The organism is Streptomyces sp. NPDC012888 (assembly GCF_042900645.1).
Classification (GTDB): domain Bacteria; phylum Actinomycetota; class Actinomycetes; order Streptomycetales; family Streptomycetaceae; genus Streptomyces.
The window spans coordinates 289,909-308,422 of record NZ_JBIBBM010000004.1 but is presented as its reverse complement, the minus strand read 5'-3'; the positions used below and the strand labels follow the sequence as shown (position 1 = coordinate 308,422).

At 71.8% G+C, this 18,514-nt stretch carries 18 protein-coding genes and 2 tRNA genes; 12 read left to right on the top strand and 8 right to left on the bottom strand.

Features of this window, described 5'->3' with window-relative positions; all coding sequences use genetic code 11:
• Positions 1–7 precede the first annotated feature (7 nt).
• Positions 8–685: an AIM24 family protein gene (locus tag ACFY61_RS08825; RefSeq protein WP_389468843.1), complete on the top strand. Its 678-nt coding sequence runs from the start codon at positions 8–10 to the stop codon at positions 683–685.
• An 18-nt stretch (positions 686–703) separates the two neighbouring features.
• A complete protein-coding gene (locus ACFY61_RS08820) occupies positions 704–1,438 on the top strand; it encodes an AIM24 family protein (protein ID WP_389468840.1) in 735 nt (244 codons plus the stop codon).
• 100 nt (positions 1,439–1,538) lie between these two features.
• Here ACFY61_RS08820 and ACFY61_RS08815 read toward each other — a convergent pair whose 3' ends face one another.
• Both ACFY61_RS08815 and ACFY61_RS08810 read right to left on the bottom strand, forming a co-directional pair.
• Positions 1,539–2,063: an NUDIX hydrolase gene (locus tag ACFY61_RS08815; RefSeq protein WP_389468837.1), complete on the bottom strand. Its 525-nt coding sequence runs from the start codon at positions 2,061–2,063 to the stop codon at positions 1,539–1,541.
• Entirely contained in the window at positions 2,060–3,448 is a 1,389-nt protein-coding gene (locus tag ACFY61_RS08810; protein ID WP_389468834.1) for a zinc-dependent metalloprotease, read from the bottom strand. The genes ACFY61_RS08815 and ACFY61_RS08810 overlap by 4 nt, the downstream gene beginning before the upstream one ends.
• Positions 3,449–3,641: 193 nt before the next feature.
• On the opposite strand from ACFY61_RS08810, the gene ACFY61_RS08805 reads away from it, so the two are divergent.
• The 4 genes from ACFY61_RS08805 to ACFY61_RS08790 all read left to right on the top strand — a co-directional run bounded on the left by ACFY61_RS08805 (position 3,642) and on the right by ACFY61_RS08790 (position 6,926).
• Complete coding sequence (locus tag ACFY61_RS08805; protein ID WP_389468831.1) at positions 3,642–4,805, top strand: NAD-dependent epimerase/dehydratase family protein; 1,164 nt, start codon at positions 3,642–3,644, stop codon at positions 4,803–4,805.
• Positions 4,806–5,019: 214 nt separating this feature from the next.
• Entirely contained in the window at positions 5,020–5,481 is a 462-nt protein-coding gene (locus ACFY61_RS08800) for a molybdenum cofactor biosynthesis protein MoaE (protein WP_389468830.1), read from the top strand.
• Between the two features lie 115 nt (positions 5,482–5,596).
• On the top strand, positions 5,597–5,791 hold the full coding sequence (locus ACFY61_RS08795) for a hypothetical protein (RefSeq protein WP_389468828.1): 195 nt from the start codon (positions 5,597–5,599) through the stop codon (positions 5,789–5,791).
• Positions 5,792–5,813: 22 nt separating this feature from the next.
• Positions 5,814–6,926, top strand: a complete 1,113-nt coding sequence (locus ACFY61_RS08790) for a PDZ domain-containing protein (RefSeq protein ID WP_389468825.1) — start codon at positions 5,814–5,816, stop codon at positions 6,924–6,926.
• A gap of 47 nt (positions 6,927–6,973) precedes the next feature.
• On the opposite strand, the gene ACFY61_RS08785 is transcribed toward ACFY61_RS08790, so the two are convergent.
• Positions 6,974–7,543: a PPA1309 family protein gene (locus tag ACFY61_RS08785; RefSeq protein ID WP_389468822.1), complete on the bottom strand. Its 570-nt coding sequence runs from the start codon at positions 7,541–7,543 to the stop codon at positions 6,974–6,976.
• A gap of 126 nt (positions 7,544–7,669) precedes the next feature.
• Here ACFY61_RS08785 and ACFY61_RS08780 point away from each other — a divergent pair, with 126 nt between their 5' ends.
• The 4 genes from ACFY61_RS08780 to ACFY61_RS08765 all read left to right on the top strand — a co-directional run bounded on the left by ACFY61_RS08780 (position 7,670) and on the right by ACFY61_RS08765 (position 12,851).
• On the top strand, positions 7,670–10,561 hold the full coding sequence (locus ACFY61_RS08780) for a UPF0182 family protein (protein WP_389469302.1): 2,892 nt from the start codon (positions 7,670–7,672) through the stop codon (positions 10,559–10,561).
• 60 nt (positions 10,562–10,621) lie between these two features.
• A tRNA-Met gene (locus ACFY61_RS08775) sits at positions 10,622–10,695 on the top strand.
• 180 nt (positions 10,696–10,875) lie between these two features.
• Positions 10,876–12,672 carry a tetratricopeptide repeat protein gene (locus tag ACFY61_RS08770; protein ID WP_389468819.1) on the top strand — a complete coding sequence of 599 codons (1,797 nt, stop codon included), beginning with the start codon at positions 10,876–10,878 and terminating at the stop codon, positions 12,670–12,672.
• A gap of 105 nt (positions 12,673–12,777) precedes the next feature.
• A tRNA-Met gene (locus ACFY61_RS08765) sits at positions 12,778–12,851 on the top strand.
• A 235-nt stretch (positions 12,852–13,086) separates the two neighbouring features.
• Here the strand turns inward: ACFY61_RS08765 and ACFY61_RS08760 are convergent.
• Positions 13,087–13,503, bottom strand: a complete 417-nt coding sequence (locus tag ACFY61_RS08760; RefSeq protein WP_389468816.1) for a Fur family transcriptional regulator — start codon at positions 13,501–13,503, stop codon at positions 13,087–13,089.
• Between the two features lie 161 nt (positions 13,504–13,664).
• On the opposite strand from ACFY61_RS08760, the gene ACFY61_RS08755 reads away from it, so the two are divergent.
• Entirely contained in the window at positions 13,665–15,116 is a 1,452-nt protein-coding gene (locus ACFY61_RS08755) for a catalase (RefSeq protein WP_389468814.1), read from the top strand.
• 65 nt (positions 15,117–15,181) lie between these two features.
• Here the strand turns inward: ACFY61_RS08755 and ACFY61_RS08750 are convergent, their stop codons facing one another.
• On the bottom strand, positions 15,182–15,574 hold the full coding sequence (locus tag ACFY61_RS08750; protein WP_389468812.1) for a cyclic nucleotide-binding/CBS domain-containing protein: 393 nt from the start codon (positions 15,572–15,574) through the stop codon (positions 15,182–15,184).
• A 124-nt stretch (positions 15,575–15,698) separates the two neighbouring features.
• The gene (hisN, locus tag ACFY61_RS08745) at positions 15,699–16,502 is read right to left on the bottom strand and encodes a histidinol-phosphatase (RefSeq protein WP_389468809.1); all 804 of its coding nucleotides are present in this window, start codon (positions 16,500–16,502) and stop codon (positions 15,699–15,701) included.
• Positions 16,503–16,583: 81 nt separating this feature from the next.
• Between hisN and ACFY61_RS08740 the strand changes: the two genes are divergently transcribed.
• Entirely contained in the window at positions 16,584–17,186 is a 603-nt protein-coding gene (locus tag ACFY61_RS08740) for a TetR family transcriptional regulator (protein WP_389468806.1), read from the top strand.
• On the opposite strand, the gene ACFY61_RS08735 is transcribed toward ACFY61_RS08740, so the two are convergent.
• Both ACFY61_RS08735 and rsgA read right to left on the bottom strand, forming a co-directional pair.
• A complete protein-coding gene (locus ACFY61_RS08735) occupies positions 17,078–17,401 on the bottom strand; it encodes a DMT family transporter (RefSeq protein ID WP_389468803.1) in 324 nt (107 codons plus the stop codon). The two genes, ACFY61_RS08740 and ACFY61_RS08735, sit on opposite strands and share 109 nt — an antisense overlap.
• A gap of 102 nt (positions 17,402–17,503) precedes the next feature.
• On the bottom strand, positions 17,504–18,514 hold the full coding sequence (rsgA, locus tag ACFY61_RS08730; RefSeq protein WP_389468801.1) for a ribosome small subunit-dependent GTPase A: 1,011 nt from the start codon (positions 18,512–18,514) through the stop codon (positions 17,504–17,506).

Sequence of the window (18,514 nt, the reverse complement as noted above, 5' to 3'; positions counted from 1 at the left end):
GCAGCCCATGGACACGCAGACCCTCGGCGCCCACCGCGCCGCGAACACCGGCCTCCGAATGGCCGTGCACAACGCCAAGACCCTCAAGGTCGCGATGGTCACCGGTCAGGACCTGATCGCCAAGGCCGGCTCGATGATCGCCTACGACGGCTACGTCCAGTTCGACGCGGCTCCCGCGGACCTGCGCCGCTCGGCCGAGGAGATGGTGACGGGCGAGGGCGGCAAGCTGATGCTCTGCCGCGGTGACGGCGACCTCTTCCTCGCCGACTACGGGGCCGACGTCCTCGTCGTGCACCTCGCCGACGAGGCCCTCTCCGTCAACGGCGCCACCCTGCTCGCCTGCGATGCCACCCTGAGGCTGGCCATCGAACCGGTCAAGGGCCTGGCCAAGCTCTCCGGCTCCGGCCTGACCAACCTCGTCATCCGCGGCACCGGCTGGGTGGCCCTGGTCAGCCGGGGCGTACCCACCGTCCTGAACTGCGCCGAACGCGAGACCTACGTGGACCCCGACGCCCTCATCGGCTGGACCACCGGCCTGGACCTCAAGGCCAAGCGCACCGTCAAGGCCGGCGCGCTGATCGGCCGGGGCAGCGGCGAAGCCCTCCAGCTGGGCTTCAAGGGCCAGGGCTTCGTGATCGTCCAGCCCAGCGAGGACACCGGCGACCGCTTCAAGATCCGGGGCTGAGAGGAGCACCGACCCACCATGCACAGCACACTCTTCGCGCACGTCCCGGTGCCGTCCACCGGCCGCTACACCCTGCAGAACCCCCAACTGCTCAAGGCCGAGATCACCCAGGGCAACGGCGGCTCCGTCCTCGCCCGCCAGGGCGCCATGGTCGCCTTCGAGGGCCAGGTCGACTTCCAGAGCCAGTACCGCAACAACAGCTGGCGCAACGTCCGGCACATGACCGGCGAAGGCCTGGAACTGATGAAGTGCAAGGGCACCGGCCAGGTCTACCTGGCCAACTTCGCCCAGCACATCCACGTCATGGACGTCGGCCGCGGCATCACCGTGGACAGCAAGTACGTCCTCGCCTTCGACTCCACCCTCGGCGTCGGCATCGTCGCCATCGACAGCGCCGTCGAGGTCGCCTCGGCCGGCGCCTACAACCTGGAACTGACCGGCACCGGCCAGGTCGCCCTGCTCACCTCCGGCGAACCCCTCGTACTGGAAGTCGGCCCCGGCAAGAACGTCTGCGCCGACGCCGACGCCGTCATCGCCTGGTCCACCTCGCTGCGCACACAGCTCCAGGCGCCGACCTCCACCTCCGGCGTCTGGCGCCGCCGCGGAGCCACCGGCGAGGGCTGGGAGATGCAGTTCCAGGGCGAGGGCCACGTCCTCATCCAGCCCAGCGAGCTGCTGCCGCCCACCCACCTGCGCGGCGGAGTGCTCGGCTTCGGCATGCGGGGCAACTCGCTCGGCAGCAGCCGGGCCTGAGCCCCCGCCCCGCCCGGGCATGCGAACGGGCCGGGGGCGGATGCGCAGGAACACTCCCGCGCATCCGCCCCCGGCCCGCCAGGCAGGCCCTCCCGTACGCCTAGAGCCGCGCGCGGACCGCCTCCACCAGGCGGACCACCGAGTCGTCGGCCACCGCCGCGACCTCGTCGTACCCGAACCAGCGCAGGTCCAGCGACTCGTCGCTGATCGCCGCGACCGCCTCGGGCGGTGCCACCGCCGCGTACTGCACGTCCAGGTGCCAGTTGCAGGGCGAGGGGATCGGGTGCCGGTCCAGCCGCACCGGCCCACCCGGCAGCAGTGACAGCCCCGACTCGATTCCCGACTCCTCCCGGGCCTCGCGCAGCGCCGCCTCCGTCAGCGTGGCGTCACCCGCCTCGCAGTGACCGCCCATCTGCAGCCACATGCCCAGCTTCCGGTGCAGGGTCAGCAGCACCCGGCCCCGGGACGGGTCCACCACCAGCGCACTGGCCGTGACGTGCCCGGCCGTGCACGGCTTGTACATCCCGTCCGGGTGGGCTTCCAGGTGCTCCAGGTAGACGTCGCGGAGCTCGGGCTGGTCCTGGTATGCCTTCAGTACCAGGACAGCGTCCTCGTGCAGGCTCACTTCTTGTCTTCGCCGTCCTCGTCGCGCTTGTCCCCGGCCGCGGCCTCGCCGAGCATCTTGTCGATCTCCGAGAAGTCGAGGTGCTCGCGGTGCACGAAGCCGTCCGGGTCGTCCAGGTCGGACGCGGTCGGCAGCATGTCCGGGTGCTCCCACAGGCCGTCCCGGCCGTCCACCCCGCGCGCGTCGGTGAGCAGGGCCCACAGGCGCGAGGCGTCCCGCAGCCGGCGCGGACGCAGCTCCAGGCCGATCAGCGTCGCGAAGGTCTGCTCCGCCGGGCCGCCCGAGGCACGCCGCCGGCGCAGGGTCTCCCGCAGGGCGTCCGCCGAGGTCAGCCGGGGCTTCGCGGCCTCGTGGACCACCGCGTCCACCCAGCCCTCGACCAGCGCGAGCGCCGTCTCCAGCCGGGCCAGCGCCGCCTTCTGCTCCGGGGTGTCCTGCGGCTGGAACATGCCGCCCTGGAGCGCCTCCTGCAGCTGCTCCGGGTTCGACGGGTCGATCTGGCCGACCACGTCCTCCAGCTTCGAGGTGTCCACCTTGATGCCGCGCGCATAGCCCTCGACCGCGCCGAACAGGTGCGAGCGCAGCCACGGCACGTGGGCGAAGAGCCGCTGGTGGGCGGCCTCGCGCAGGGCCAGGTACAGCCGCACCTCGTCGGAGGGCACGCCCAGGTCCTTGCCGAAGGTCTCGATGTTCAGCGGGAGCAGGGCGGCCTTCCCCGCCGGACCCAGCGGCAGCCCGATGTCGGTGGAACCGACGACCTCGCCCGCGAGCACGCCCACGGCCTGGCCGATCTGCTGCCCGAACATCGCCCCGCCCATGGAGCGCATCATGCCGAGCAGCGGGCCCGCCATGGCCTGCATCTCCTCCGGCAGCACCTGGCCCATGGCCGCGCCGACCCGCTCCGCGACCGGGTCGACGAGCTCCTTCCACACCGGCAGGGTCGCCTCGACCCACTCGGCGCGGCTCCACGCCACGGCCGTACCGGCGCCGGACGGCAGCGACGTCACCCCGTCCAGCCACAGGTCGGCCAGGCGGACGGCCTCCTCGACGGCGGCCTTCTCGGCCACGCCGACGCTCGTGTCCTTGACCCCGTCTGCGGTGCCCTGCGCCACGGTGCGGCGGGCGATGTCCTTGGCCATGTCCCAGTTCACGGGACCGCCCTCGTAGCTGAGCATCTGGCCGAGCTGCTGGAACGCCGCGCCCAGGTCACCGGGGTTCATGGCGCCGAACATCGCGGCGAACGGGTTGTCGGCGCCACCGGGCATGCCGCCGGGCAGCCCGGCCCCGCCGAACCCGAACGGATTGGGCTGACCCTTCTTCCTGCCCTCGTCGCCGTCCTCCGGCTCCTCCGGCGGAAGGCCGAATCCGAATGGGGTGTCACTCACGGGTTTCCTCGGCTCGTAGGGCCGCCGGCACGGGCCGGCGGGCAATGGTCCCGACAACACCACCCAGCGTAGACACCACGCCCGCTTCCGGGCTCGGTGCTCCGCACACTCCTGGGCTGCGGCAGGATGGACGTCACCTGGTAGGTACGCGTCAGGACGCGTCCCTACTGAAGACAACCGCTGGAGACGCCCGGTGAGTTCCCCAGATCCGCAGGTTCGAGCGCCGCATGACGGCGAAAACCGGCCCGGAGAGGCCGACGCGGCCGATGCGGCCGCCGCCGTTCGCCGCCCGCGAAACCCGGCCGTGCGCGGCCCGGTCGTGGCCGTCACCGGCGCGGCCGGCGGCGTCGGCGCCGCGCTGGTGGCCCGTCTCGCCGCCTCGGACGAGATCAAGCAGATCATCGCGATCGACGAGCGGCGCGGCGAGTGCGCGGACGCCCAGTGGCACGTGCTGGACGTCCGCGACCCGGCGATCGCCGACAAGCTGCGCGGTGCCGACGTGGTGGTGCACCTCGCGCTGGACCTGGACCTGGAGACCGACTCCGCGGCCCGTACGGCGTACAACGTCCGCGGCACCCAGACCGTGCTGACCGCCGCCGCGGCGGCCGGCGTACGGCGGGTCGTGCTGTGCACCTCGGCCATGGTGTACGGGGCGCTGCCCGACAACGACATCCCGCTCTCGGAGGACTCCGAGCTGCGCGCCACGGCCGAGGCGACGGGCGTCGGCGACCTGCTGGAGATCGAGCGGCTCGGGCGCCGGGCGCCGCGCGCGCACCCCGGCCTGAACGTGACGGTGGTCCGGCCGGCCGTGCTGGTGGGCGGTACGGACACGGCGCTGACCCGCTACTTCGAGTCCCCGCGGCTGCTGGTGGTGGCCGGCTCCCGCCCGACGTGGCAGTTCTGCCACGTCGAGGACCTGGTCACGGCCCTGGAGTACGCCGCCCTGGAGAAGGTCGAGGGCGAGCTCGCGGTGGGCTGCGAGGGGTGGCTGGAGCAGGAGGAGGTCGAGGAGCTCAGCGGGATCCGCCGCATGGAGCTCCCGTCGGCGGTGGCGCTGGGCGCGGCGGCCCGGCTGCACCGGATCGGGCTGACCCCGTCGCCCGCGGGGGACCTGGCGTACACGATGCACCCCTGGGTGGTCAGCGTCAGCCGGCTGCACGCGGCGGGCTGGCGGCCCCGCTGGACCAACGAGGAGGTCCTGGCGGAGCTGCTGCAGGAGGTCGCGGGACGCCATACGGTCGCCGGCCGCCGGCTGGGCCGCAAGGACGCGACGGCCGCGGGTGCGGCCGGTGCGACCGTGGCCCTGCTGGGTGCCGCCGCGGTGGTCCGCCGCGCCCGCCGCCGCCGAGGCCTCTAGCCCCGCCGCGCCCCGGCCGCCGGTACGGAGCGCCGCCCGCCGGGCGGCGCCTCCGGCCGGGCCCGCTCAAGCGTCGCTCGGGCTTGATGCGCGGCCCTGGTCCGGCCGGCCCGCAGGCCGGTCGGGCGGGGCTGTAGAAGGCTCCCAACGGTGGGGGCGCGGGACGGGTGATCCGGGTATTCCGCGGCGTCAGCCGCTAGGGCACGATGAAGGCATGGCACCGCACTTCGACCACCCCGGCGAGCAGGCCGCTCCGGACCCGATCCGGCTGCTTGAGATCCGTGACACCCCGCTCTCGCTCGACGAGGTCTTCCGGGCAGTCGGCGACGACTCCACCGGCGGCACGACCCTGTTCGTCGGCACGGTGCGCGACCACGACGGCGGCGCCGACGTCGACGCGCTCGGCTACTCCTGCCACCCCACGGCCGTCGCCGAGATGCGCCGCGTCGCCGAGCGGGTCGTCGCCAAGTACCCGGTCCGCGCCCTGGCAGCCGTCCACCGCGTCGGCGACCTGTCCGTCGGCGACCTGGCGGTCGTCGTGGCCGTCTCCTGCCCGCACCGCGGCGAGGCGTTCGAGGCCTGCCGGATGCTGATCGACGACCTCAAGCACGAGGTGCCGATCTGGAAGCACCAGACCTTCTCGGACGGCACCGAGGAGTGGGTCGGCGCCTGCTGACCGGGCGCCCGGCCACCCGTTCGGACGTGCAACACGCCCTCGATTTGCGTAACCCCGCACCGAGGGCGAGCGTTGTGGTCACCAACAGCTCTGACTCCGGGTAGGGAGGCACGGAATGGCGTCTCTGGCGTGGCTGCTGATTCCGCTTTTCGCCGCGATAGGCGCGGCCGTATGGGGAAGCTGGGCGGCACGCGACCGCACCTCCGGTGACATATCCGAGCTCGCCGGCTACGCACGCTTCCGCGAGGCCATGGACCGGCCCGCGGGCCCCGACCAGGCATCGGCGCGCTCCGGGGCGGACAGCGTCTGACGCCGTCCCGTACTGTCGTGACATGCCACGCCGCACCGCGACGATGCTCGCCTCCACGCTCCTGCTGTTCGCGCTGCTCTGCGCGGGGGTCTTCATCAAGGTCCCGTACTCGGAGATGAGCCCGGGGCCGACCGTGAACACGCTCGGCGAGGCCAACGGCGAGGCCGTCCTCCAGATCAACGGCCGCAAGACGTACCCGACCACCGGCCACCTGAACATGACCACGGTCCGCGTCACCGGCGCCGACTACGACATGAACCTGCTGGAAGCGGTCTACGGCTGGGTCTCCGACGACAACATCGTCGTGCCGCACGAGAACCTCTACCCCAACGGCAAGACCGAGGAGCAGTCCACGCAGGAGAACGCCGAGGAATTCAGCCAGTCGCAGGAGAGCGCCAAGGTCGCCGCCCTGAGGCAGCTGGGCATCCCGGTCACCGCCCGGGTGGCGGTGTTCTCCGTGGTCAAGGGAAGCCCCGCGGAGGGCAGGCTGCACGCCGGGGACGTGGTGAAGGCCGTGGACGGCACCCCGGTCAAGGCCCCGGCGGACGTCGCCAAGCTGGTGACCCGGCACAAGGCCGGCGAGAAGGTGGAATTCACCGTCGTCCCCGCCAAGGAGGCCGCGGCCGCCGAGAAGGCCGGCAAGGAGCCCGCGGGCAGCGAGAAGGTGGTGCTCACCACCGCGGCCGCCGAGGGTGACGGCCACGCGATCGTCGGGATCCGGGCCGAGACCGACCACACCTTCCCGTTCGGCATCGACATCAAGCTCGCCGACGTGGGCGGACCCAGCGCGGGCCTGATGTTCGCCCTGGGCATCGTCGACAAGCTCACCCCGCACGACCTGACCGGCGGCAAGTTCGTCGCCGGCACCGGCACCATCGACGACCAGGGCAAGGTCGGCCCCATCGGCGGCATCCAGATGAAGACCATCGGGGCCCGCGCGGCCGGCGCCCGCTACTTCCTGACCCCGGCCGACAACTGCGCCTCCGCCTCCCGGCAGACCCCGGAGGGGCTCACCCTGGTCAAGGTCGGCACCATCGACGACGCGGTGAAGTCACTGGAGAAGATCGGCAAGGGCGACACGGCCGCGCTGCCGCGGTGCGACGCGAAGCCGGACGCCAAACAGGACGCGAAGTAGGACGCGGAGCCGGACCGCCCCCCCCGGCGGCCACCCGCGCCGCCCCGCTACGCGAAGGTCGCCGCCAGTGCCTCCGCCAGGCCGGGCACCAGGCCGGCCCCGGTCAGCACCTCGCTCGCCGAGTCCTTCTCCCGCAGCCGTACCGCCGACTCCCGCGAGCCGTCCCGCAGCACCGCCACGGTCAGCCGGACCTCCTGCCGCTCCGGGTGCCCGGCCACCCACTTCGCCAGCTGCTTCTCGCTCAGCCCGGTCGGTACGGCGGCCTCCGCGGACGGCGGCAGCATGAGCCGCTCCACCGTCAGCGCGCAGCCGACCACCGCGTCGGGCCAGGCGATGGTGCCCAGGAACTTGTCCAGGGGCATCCCGGCCGGCAGCTCGTCCTGCTCGATCGGGGTGTACTGGGCCTTGCCCGCGTCGTCGCGGTCCAGCCCGAGCTGGCCGGCCAGCCGGGGTTCCTGCCTGCGCAGCCGGGCCGTGTCGACCAGGGCGAACAGCCGGGCCGGCCGGTCCCAGCCGAGGCCGGCGGCGTACTCGTCGATCTCAAGGCACGCACGCGTCAGCGGGCTGGCCGCCATGGGGGTGCCGGGGGAGGGGGAAACGTTGGACATGGACAACATCCTGCCTCGTTCCGACCCGATAACGGGAACTGACCAAAGCCTCAGTAAGTTGCATGAGTGGGCCCTACCATCGGGGGCCCCGCAATATCGACCAGCGACTTCGAGGTGCGCACCTTGGCTTTCCAGATGCCGGACCGCGGCGGAGGCCCATCCGGGCCACGGATCAGAGTCGGCCGCCCCTCCCGGCGCGCCCGCACTCTCCTGATGACCTTGGGAGTACTGGCCGTCCTGGCCATGCTCTTCATCATGTTCGCGGGTTTCTGGACCGACTGGCTGTGGTTCCGTTCGGTCAGGTACTCGACGGTCTTCACCACCACCCTGTGGACCAGGATCGGCCTGTTCGCCGTCTTCGGACTGCTGATGGCCGGTGCGGTCGGGTTCAACATCTGGCTGGCCCACCGGCTGCGGCCCCCGCTGGCCGCCATGTCGATGGAGCAGCAGAGCCTCGACCGCTACCGGATGAGCATCGCCCCGTACAAGCGGTGGCTGCTCCTCGGCATCAGCGTGCTGGTCGGCCTGATCGCCGGCGCCTCGGCGGCCGGCCAGTGGAAGACCTGGCTGATGTGGGTCAACGGGGTCCCCTTCGGGAAGAAGGACCCCCAGTTCGGCCTGGACGTGGCGTTCTACGCCTTCGACCTGCCCTGGTACCGCTTCCTCCTCGGCTTCGGCTTCGCCGCGGCCGTGCTGTCGCTGATCGCCGCCGCCGTCGTGCACTACCTGTACGGCGGGCTGCGCGTCTCCAGCCCGGGCGCCCGGGCCACCGCCGCCGCCACCGGCCACCTGTCGGTGCTGCTCGGCCTCTTCGTCTCCCTCAAGGCGGTCGCGTACTGGCTGGACCGGTACGGCCTGGCCGTGAAGTCCAGCGACTTCAAGGCCGCCGACAACTGGACCGGCCTGCGGTACGTCGACGCCAACGCCTACCTGCCGGCCAAGACCATCCTCTTCTGCATCGCCGCGATCTGCGCCGCGCTGTTCTTCGCGACGCTCTGGCGGCGCACCTGGCAGCTGCCGGTGATCGGCTTCGGGCTGATGGTGCTGTCGGCGATCCTGATCGGCGGGCTCTACCCGGCGATCGTCCAGAAGTTCCAGGTCCAGCCGAACGAGCAGGCCAAGGAATCGCCGTACGTCCAGAAGAACATCGCGGCCACCCGTGACGCCTACGGGATCGACAAGACGGAGGTCCAGCCCTACTCGGGCATCCCGAACCCGCAGGCCGACAAGAACAAGCTGCGGCAGGACGCCGACACCACGGCCAGCATCCGCCTGCTCGACCCGAACATCGTCTCCCCGGCCTTCCAGCAGCTCCAGCAGAACAAGGGCTACTACGGCTTCCCGTCCACCCTGGCGGTGGACCGGTACAAGGGCCAGGACACCGTCATCGGCCTGCGCGAGCTGAACCTCGCCGGCATCCCGAAGAGCAGCTGGATCAACGACCACTTCCGCTACACGCACGGCTACGGCGTCGTCGCCGCCAAGGGCACCGAGGTCACCTCGGACGGCACCCCGGTGTTCACCGAGTCCGGCCTGCCCTCCACCGGCGACCTCGGCAAGTACGAGCAGCGGATCTACTACGGCGAGCAGACCAAGCAGTACTCCATCGTCGGCGGCCCGCAGAAGGAGCTCGACTACGCGGACGACAGGGGCGAGAAGGAGACCACCTACCAGGGCGACAGCGGTGTGAGCCTGGCCAACCCGGTCAACCGTGCCGCCTACGCCCTGGCCTTCAGCGAGCCCCAGATCCTCTACTCGGGAGCCATCGGAGAAGGATCGAAGATCCTCTACAACCGGACCCCGAAGGAGCGGGTCGAGGCGGTCGCCCCCTGGCTGACCATCGACGGCGCCGCCTACCCCGCGGTGATCGACGGCCGGATCCAGTGGATCGTCGACGCGTACACCACCAGCAACGGCTACCCGTACGCCTCCCGCACCACCCTCGGCGACACCACGGCGGACTCGCTGACCGACTCCCAGCGCGCGGTCGTCGCGCAGGAGAACCAGGTCAACTACATCCGCAACTCGGTGAAGGCCACGGTCGACGCCTACGACGGAACGGTCCGGCTGTACCAGTGGGACACCCAGGACCCGGTGCTCAAGACGTGGATGAAGGCCTTCCCGGGCACGGTCAAGGGCAAGAAGGACATCCCCCAGGCCCTCAAGGACCACCTGCGCTACCCGCAGGACCTGTTCAAGGTGCAGCGCGAGCTCCTCACCCGCTACCACGTCACCGACCCGCAGACCTTCCTCAGCGGCAGCGAGGTCTGGTCCGTCCCGGACGACCCGACCAACAAGGAGGGCAACGCGGTCCCGCCGTACTACCTCTCCATGAAGATGCCGGGCCAGAAGGAGAAGGACCAGGTCTTCTCGCTGACCACCACGTTCACCCCGAACGGGCGCGACAACCTCAGCGCCTTCATGGCGGTCAACGCCGACCCGGGCACTCCGGACTACGGCAAGATCAGGGTGCTGAAGCTGCCCACCACGAACCCGGTGGACGGCCCCAAGCTGGTGCAGGCCAAGTTCAACTCCAAGCCGGAGATCGCCCAGGAGATCAACATCCTGAGCCGGGGCGACTCCCAGGTGGAGTACGGCAACCTGCTCACCGTGCCGCTCGACAAGGGCATGCTCTACGTCGAGCCGGTGTACGTGCGCGGTGGCGGCACCAAGTACCCGCTGCTGAAGAAGGTCCTCGTGACCTACGGGGAGCAGACCGCCTTCGAGGACACCCTGGAGAAGGCGCTCAACGTCGTCTTCGGCGCCGAGTCGCCGACCGCGCCCCCGCCGGCCCAGCCGCCGGGCGAGGGTACGAACCAGCCGCCGACCAGCCAGGACCCGACCGTCAAGGCGGCCCTCTCCGACGCCCAGAAGGCGATCGAGGCCGCGGAGAAGGCGCGGCAGGCCGGTGACTGGGCCGCGTTCGGCAAGGCCCAGGAGGACGTGAAGGCCGCGGTGCAGCGGGCGATCGAGGCCGAGGCCAAGCTCCAGCAGCCGGCCCAGCCCGCGCCACAGCCCGGCGGCTGACCGGCCAGCGGAAAAGGGGGACAGGAGCCGTTCCGCGTCGTGGTACTGTTGTTTCACCGACGCGGGGTGGAGCAGCTCGGTAGCTCGCTGGGCTCATAACCCAGAGGTCGCAGGTTCAAATCCTGTCCCCGCTACTGAAGATGAAGGCCCGGATCCATGGGATCCGGGCCTTCGTCGTGCCCGGGAGGGTGAGTTGGGGCCGGAGCGTGTTTGACTTATGGCTCTGTGGGCATGTCGACAAAACGCTGAAGTGACCTCACTGGCTGCGACATACCAGGTGTACGCGGGTAGCAGGTGATGCGACGATGGGATTTATGGGGGACAGGTCAACTCTGCTGGAGACAGGGCGGTTTGTGCGGCAGGACACCGAACAGGACGCGGTGGCTGTGGCCGGGGTGTTCGCCGAGGCCGAGACCGAGGCCGCGAGCGACGCCGAGCTCGAGGCACGGCACCGGGGCCCCGCCGACAAGGGCGACCCCGGAGCCATGAGCGTGCTCGGCGCCCTGTTGCTGCGCCGCGGAGACCTGGACGGGGCCGAACCCTACCTGCGCGGTGCCACCGCGGAGGGCGACCGCGCCGCGGCCAACAACCTCGGCGTCCTGTTGCACCAGCGCGGTTACCCCGAAGAGGCGGCGGGCTGGTGGCGGGTCGCCGCCGTCGCCGGCTCCGCCCCGGCCGCGCACGCCCTGGGCCGCCATTACCGCGAACGCGGTGACGAGCCCGCGGCCGAGTACTGGCTGCGCCAGGCGGCGGAATCCGGCCACGCCCTCGGCGCGTACGGCCTGGCCGACCTGCTGGAACACCGCGGTGACGCGGGCGCCGAACGCTGGTACCGGCAGGCCGCCGAACAGGGTCACCGGGAGGCCGCCTACCGCCTCGCCCGCGCCCTGCGCAAGCGCGAGCCCGCCGAAGCCGAACAGTGGTACCGCCAGGCCGCCGCCCGCGGCCACCGGCGCGCCGCCCTGCACCTGGGCATCCTGCTGGAGGCGCGCGGCGAACTGAAGGAGGCCGGGCGCTGGTACCTGACCTCCGCCAAGCAGGGCGAGGCCCGCGCCGCCTGCGCCCTGGGCTTCCTGCTGCGCGACGCCGGCGACGAGGACAACGCGGCCGCGTGGTGGCACCGGGCCGCCCAGGACGGCGACGGCAACGCCGCGAACGCCCTGGGCGCGCTGCACGCCGCCCGCGGCGAGACCGAGACCGCCGAGCGCTGGTACCGGGCGGCGATGGACGCGGGCGACCACAACGGGGCGTACAACCTCGCGCTGCTCTGCGCGGCCCAGGAGCGCACCGCCCAGGCCGAGCAGTTCTACCGGCGCGCCGCCTACGCCGGCCACCGCGAGGCCGCCAACGCGCTGGCCATCATGCTGCTCCAGGGCGGGGACGCGGCCGGCGCCGAGCCGTGGTTCTCCAAGGCGGCCGAGGCGGGCAGCGTGGACGCCGCGTTCAACCTCGGCATCCTCTTCGCCAGCCGGGACGACGACCGCACGGCGCTCAAGTGGTACGAGCGGGCCGCCGCGGCCGGGCACACCGACGCCGCCCTCCAGGTCGGCATCGCACTGGTCCGCGACGGCGAGGAGCGGGCCGCCGAGCGGCACCTGCGCTGCGCGGCCGGCGGCGGCAGCGCCGAGGCGGCCTTCCGCCTGGCCTCCCTGCTGGAGTCGCTGGCCCCGCCACCGGAGCCGCCCGCCCTGGGCGAACCGGTGGCCGCGGCGCGCACCGAGAGCGAGGAGTGGTACGAGCGGGCCGCCCAGCAGGGGCACCGCCGGGCCCAGGTCCGGGTCGGCATGCTGGCCGCGAGCCGCGGCGACCTCGGGGTGGCGGCGCGCTGGTACCGCGAGGCCGCCGAGGCGGGATCGCGCAACGGCGCGTTCAACCTCGGGCTGCTGCTGGCCCGCGAGGGGAACGAGCCCGAGGCGGCCCTGTGGTGGACCCGCGCCGCGGTCGCCGGTCACGGCCGGGCGGCCCTCCGGCTGGGGCTGCTCGCCGCCCGCCACGGCGACCTCGCCGAGGGCCAGAAGTGGTGTGCCCGGGCCATGGAGCTCGGCCCGGCGGAGGTCTCCGAGCGGGCGGCCCGGCTGCGCGACGCCCTGGCGGAGGAGTTGTCCGCTTAGGGTGCGGGCGGGTGAGCGGGGGTGGCGCGGAGCAGGTGTGCCGCGTGTCACCGCCGAAGCGATTTGCGCTGCTCGGCCGGCTTCACGTAACGTTGGGTTCACCGACGCGGGGTGGAGCAGCTCGGTAGCTCGCTGGGCTCATAACCCAGAGGTCGCAGGTTCAAATCCTGTCCCCGCTACTGAAGACGAAGGCCCGGATCCATCAGGATCCGGGCCTTCGTCGTGTTCGCCTGTTCACGCGTTCGCGCGCCTGGTCCCTCTCCTGGAGCGTTCACGCCCGTACCCGGTGTTTTTCGGACGTTCCCCCGCGCAAGGTGACACACCGCCCTACGGCGAGGCCCCCGGCGGGATCGCCGGGGGCCATGCTGGGCCGAAAAGAAGGAACGGGACGGCTGCGGGCCGGATCGCCGCAGGTCAGGCGGTGGCGCAGTTCGGGCAGACGCCGCGGTACGTGACCTCCACGTCCTCCACGGTGAAGCCGAAGCGCTCCGAGACCGGCAGGTCCGCGAGCGGGTTGCCGGCCGGGTGGACGTCGCGGATCGCGCCGCACCGGGCGCACACCAGGTGCTGGTGGGGCCGGTGGGCGTTGGGGTCGTACCGCTTGGCGCGGCGGTCCGTGGAGACCTCCAGGACCTCGCCGAGCGAGACGAGCTCGCCGAGCGTGTTGTAGACGGTCGCCCGCGAGATCTCGGGCAGCTTGGCCACGGCGCGGGCGTGCACCTCGTCGGCCGTCAGGTGCACGTGGTCACCGTCGAGCACCTCGGCCACGACGCGGCGCTGTGCGGTCATGCGCCAGCCGCGTCCGCGAAGTCGTTCCAGCAGGTCACTCATGAAAACCAGCCTAACAGTGAAGCGGTCCGGGTTGGATCAGGGTGCAGTTCCCGACTTGACTCACACTTGGATGCTTACTTGACTTAGACAAAGTCCATCGTAGGATCGAGTACGGCTTACGCCAAGGACAGGACGAGCAGCAGATGACGCAGGAGGCGCACGTGACGCAGGGACCGCTCACCACGGAGGCCGGAGCCCCGGTCGCCGACAACCAGAACAGTGAGACCGCTGGCGTCGGCGGGCCCGTTCTCGTCCAGGACCAGCTGCTGCTGGAGAAGCTCGCCCACTTCAACCGCGAGCGCATCCCGGAGCGGGTCGTCCACGCGCGCGGCGCCGGCGCCTACGGCACCTTCACCGTGACCGCGGACGTCACCCGGTACACCCGGGCCAAGTTCCTCTCCGAGGTCGGCAAGCAGACCGAGACCTTCCTGCGCTTCTCCACCGTGGCGGGCAACCTCGGCGCGGCCGACGCGGTCCGCGACCCGCGCGGCTGGGCGCTGAAGTTCTACACCGAAGAGGGCAACTACGACCTCGTCGGCAACAACACCCCCGTGTTCTTCATCAAGGACGCGATCAAGTTCCCCGACTTCATCCACACCCAGAAGCGCGACCCGTACACGGGCTCGACCGAGGCCGACAACGTCTGGGACTTCTGGAGCCTGTCGCCCGAGTCCACCCACCAGGTGACCTGGCTGTTCGGCGACCGCGGCATCCCGGCGTCCTACCGCCACATGGACGGCTTCGGCTCGCACACGTTCCAGTGGAACAACGAGGCCGGCGAGGTCTTCTGGGTCAAGTACCACTTCAAGACCGACCAGGGCATCAAGAACCTCACCCAGGCCGAGGCCAACAAGCTCGCCGGCGAGGACCCGGACTCGCACCAGCGCGACCTGCGTGAGGCGATCGAGCGCGGCGAGTTCCCGTCCTGGACCGTGTACGTCCAGATCATGCCCGCGGCCGAGGCGGCGAACTACCGCTTCAACCCCTTCGACCTCACCAAGGTGTGGCCGCACGCGGACTACCCGCGCATCGAGATCGGCAAGCTGGAGCTCAACCGCAACCCGGAGAACGTCTTCGCCGAGGTCGAGCAGTCGATCTTCAGCCCGGCGCACTTCGTGCCCGGCATCGGTCCGTCCCCGGACAAGATGCTCCAGGGCCGCCTCTTCGCCTACGGCGACGCCCACCGCTACCGCGTCGGCATCAACGCCGACCACCTGCCGGTGAACCGCCCGCACGCCACCGAGGCGCGCACCAACTCCCGTGACGGCTTCCTCTACGACGGCCGCCACAAGGGCGCGAAGAACTACGAGCCGAACAGCTTCGGCGGCCCGCACCAGATCGACCGCCCGCTGTGGCAGCCGATCCCGGTCGCCGGCGTCACCGGTGACCACGCGGCCCCGGTCCACGCCGAGGACGACGACTTCGTGCAGGCGGGCAACCTCTACCGCCTGATGTCCGAGGACGAGAAGGGCCGTCTGGTCGAGAACCTCTCCGGCTTCATCGCCAAGGTCTCCCGCGACGACATCGTCGAGCGCGCGATCGACAACTTCCGCAAGGCGGACGGCGACTTCGGCAAGCGGCTGGAGGCCGCGGTCCAGGCCCTGCGCGGCTGACGACCCGCTTGCCGTTGGGAAGGCGACGGGCCGGCACCCCCTCGGGGGTGCCGGCCCGTCGGCGTCTAGGCGGCCACCGCGCGCCGGGCGGGCACCCAGCAGCGGATGATGTCGCGGACCGAGACGATGCCGACCGGTCCTCCGCCCTCCAGGACGATCAGGTGCCGGAAGCCGCCGTGGGCCATGGCCTCGGCGGCTTCCTGCAGGGTGGCGTCCGGGGTGCAGAACACCACGTTGTTCGTGGTGTGCGCACCGACGGTCTCGCGGTCGGGGTCGTGCCCCGCGCCGACGGAGTTGAGTATGTCGCGCTCGGTCAGGATGCCGATCCCGCTGTGTTCGGGATCGAGGACGACGGCGGCGCCGACCCGGCGGCCGGCCATCAGGCAGGCCGCCTGCCGCAGGGTGTGGGCGGGTCCGAGGGTGAGGATCACGGTGCTCATGGCGTCACGGACGAGCATGAAGAGAGCCACCTCCTGGGGAGAGTCCCTCCGCGCGACGTGCGCCAGTGAAAGGCTTCACAAGCGCACAAGCGGAGGATTCTCAGATTCCCACTCCTCACCCCCGGTCATCAAGGGGGCGCACTCAGTCGCGCGGTCGCAGATGGGTCAGCAGCGGCTCGTGCAGGAGCCCGTTGGACGCCACCGCGTTCCCGCCGTGCACGCCGTCCACCCCGTCCAGGCTGGTGAACCGGCCGCCCGCCTCCTGGACCACGACCGCGATGGCCGCCATGTCCCACAGGTTCAGCTCCGGCTCCCCGCACAGGTCCAGGGAACCCTCGGCGACCATCATGTACGGCCAGAAGTCCCCGTAGGCGCGGGTCCGCCAGACCTTGCGGGCCAGGTCCAGGAACCCGTCCAGCCGCCCCCGCTCCTCCCAGCCGCTCAGCGAGGAGTACCCGAACGAGGCGTCCTCCAGCGCCGCCACCTTCGACACCCCGATGGGCGTGGTCTCGCCGAGCGCGCCGCCCGCGTACGCGCCGCCGCCCTCAGAGGCCCACCAGCGGCGGCCCAGCGCCGGGGCGGACACCACCCCGACCACGGGGCGGAACGTGCCGTCCGCGCTCTGGGCCATCAGGGAGATCAGCGTCGCCCAGACCGGGACCCCGCGCACGTAGTTCTTGGTGCCGTCGATCGGGTCGACCACCCAGCGGCGCGGCCCGCCGCCCTTCAGCCCGTACTCCTCGCCGAGGATCGCGTCGTCCGGACGTGCGGCCTCGATGCCGGCGCGGATCACGGCCTCCGCGGCCTTGTCGGCCTCGCTCACCGGCGTCATGTCGGGCTTGGTCTCGACCACGAGGTCGAGGGCACGGAACCGCTCCATCGTGGTGCGGTCGGCGGCGTCGGCGAGTTCCAGGGCGAGGCGCAGATCATCGTCATACTCGGGCATGGCCGAACAGTATCGAGCCGGTCCGGACCCGACCACACGGGCCGTCTTGACAGCACGGGCGCCCCCGCCGACCCTGGCGGGATGCCCACAGCACGGGAGGCCCTGCTGGAAGCGGCCGGAGCGGCGCTCGCCGCGCGCCCCTGGCCCGCCATACGGATGGTCGAGGTCGCGGCCGCCGCCGGAGTGTCCCGGCAGACCCTCTACAACGAGTTCGGGGGCAAGGAAGGACTGGGCCGGGCCCTGCTCCGCCGCGAGGCGGACGCCTTCCTGACCGGCCTGGAGGAAGCGCTGGCCCCGCCCGGCACCCCCACCGCGCGCCTGGCCGCGGCGGCCGGCCGCGCGGTGCGCACGGCCCGTGACCGGCCCCTCCTGCGGGCCCTGCTCACCGGCTCACGGCCGGCCGGACTGCCCGGCCCGGACGGTACGGAAGGCCCGGTCCCGCCCGACCCGGGCCGGCTCCTGGCGGAGGCGCGCGACCGCGTGGCCGCACGGCTGGCGCCGACCGGGGTCCCGCCGCAGGCCTGCGAGCTCGCCCTGCGGATCGCCCTGTCGTACGTGGTCGCCCCGCCGGACGGTCAGTGGCCCGAGCCCGACAGCTGGAGCCCGATCACCCCCACGATCACCAGCGTGATCGAGACGATCTTCAGCGTGGAGACCAGGTCGCCCAGGAACACCATCCCGTAGATCGCGGTGCCGGCCGCCCCGATCCCGGTCCACACCGCGTACGCCGGGCCCACGTCCAGCTTCCGCAGGGCGATCGTCAGCAGCCCGAAGCTGCCCAGCGCGAAGCAGGCGAAGGCGATGGTCGGCCACAGCCGGGTGAAGCCGTGGGACAGCTTGAGGCAGACCGCGAAACCGGTCTCCAGGAACCCCGCGACCACCACCAGCAGCCAGGCCATGCCGCATGCCTCCCCGCGTCACGTGACACGGCCTCGCTCGACATCGCGCCACTTGGTGCGAATATGCATTTACCAGACATGGGTCCGGTCAAACGTTCCCGCTCAGTCGCCCTCGCGGCGTTCGCGGGTCGCCAGCAGCCGCCGCAGCGAGAACAGCCGCGCCGGGTCGGCATGGCCCTCGGCCACCCACTCGTCCAGCGCGCAGTCCGGCTCGTCGTGGCTGCACGCCCGCGGGCAGCCCTCCGTACCGTCCACCAGGTCCGGGAAGGCGAGGATCACCCGGGACGGGTCCACGTGGTGCAGACCGAACGACCGCACGCCCGGGGTGTCGATCACCCAGCCCTCCACCCCGGGCAGCGGCAGCGCCAGCGCCGAGGTGGTGGTGTGCCGGCCCCGCCCGGTGACCGCGTTGACGTGGCCGGTCGCCCGCCGCCGGTCCGCCGCGACCAGGGAGTTCACCAGCGTGGTCTTGCCGACGCCCGAGTGCCCGACGAAAGCGGTGATCCGGCCCGCCAGGCGCGCCCGCACCCGGTCCGCCGCGTCGCCGGTCTCCAGCTCGTCGCGGTTGACCACCACGAAGTCCACGCCCAGCGTCGCGTACGTCTCCAGCAGCTTGTCCGCCGGCGCCAGATCCGACTTGGTCAGCACCAGCAGCGGCTCCAGCCCCGCGTCGTACGCCGCCACCAGGCAGCGGTCGATCATCCGGGGCCGGGGCTCCGGATCCGCCAGCGCCGTCACGATGGCCAGCTGGTCGGCGTTGGCCACCACCACCCGCTCGTACGGGTCGTCGTCGTCGGCGGTGCGCCGCAGCACCGACGAACGCTCCTCGATCCGCACGATCCGGGCCAGGGTGTCCTTCCTGCCGGACAGGTCGCCCACCAGCGACACCCGGTCGCCGACCACCGCCGCCTTGCGCCCGAGCTCCCTCGACTTCATGGCGACGACCTTGCGGTCCTCCACCAGACAGGTCAGCCTGCCCCGGTCGACGGTGAGGACGAACCCCTCGGCCGCGTCCTCGTGCTTCGGCCGGATGTTGGTCCGGGGCCGGTTGCCCTTGGGGTTCGGGCGGGACCGGATGTCGTCCTCGTCGGTGTTCTTGCCGTACCGGCGCAT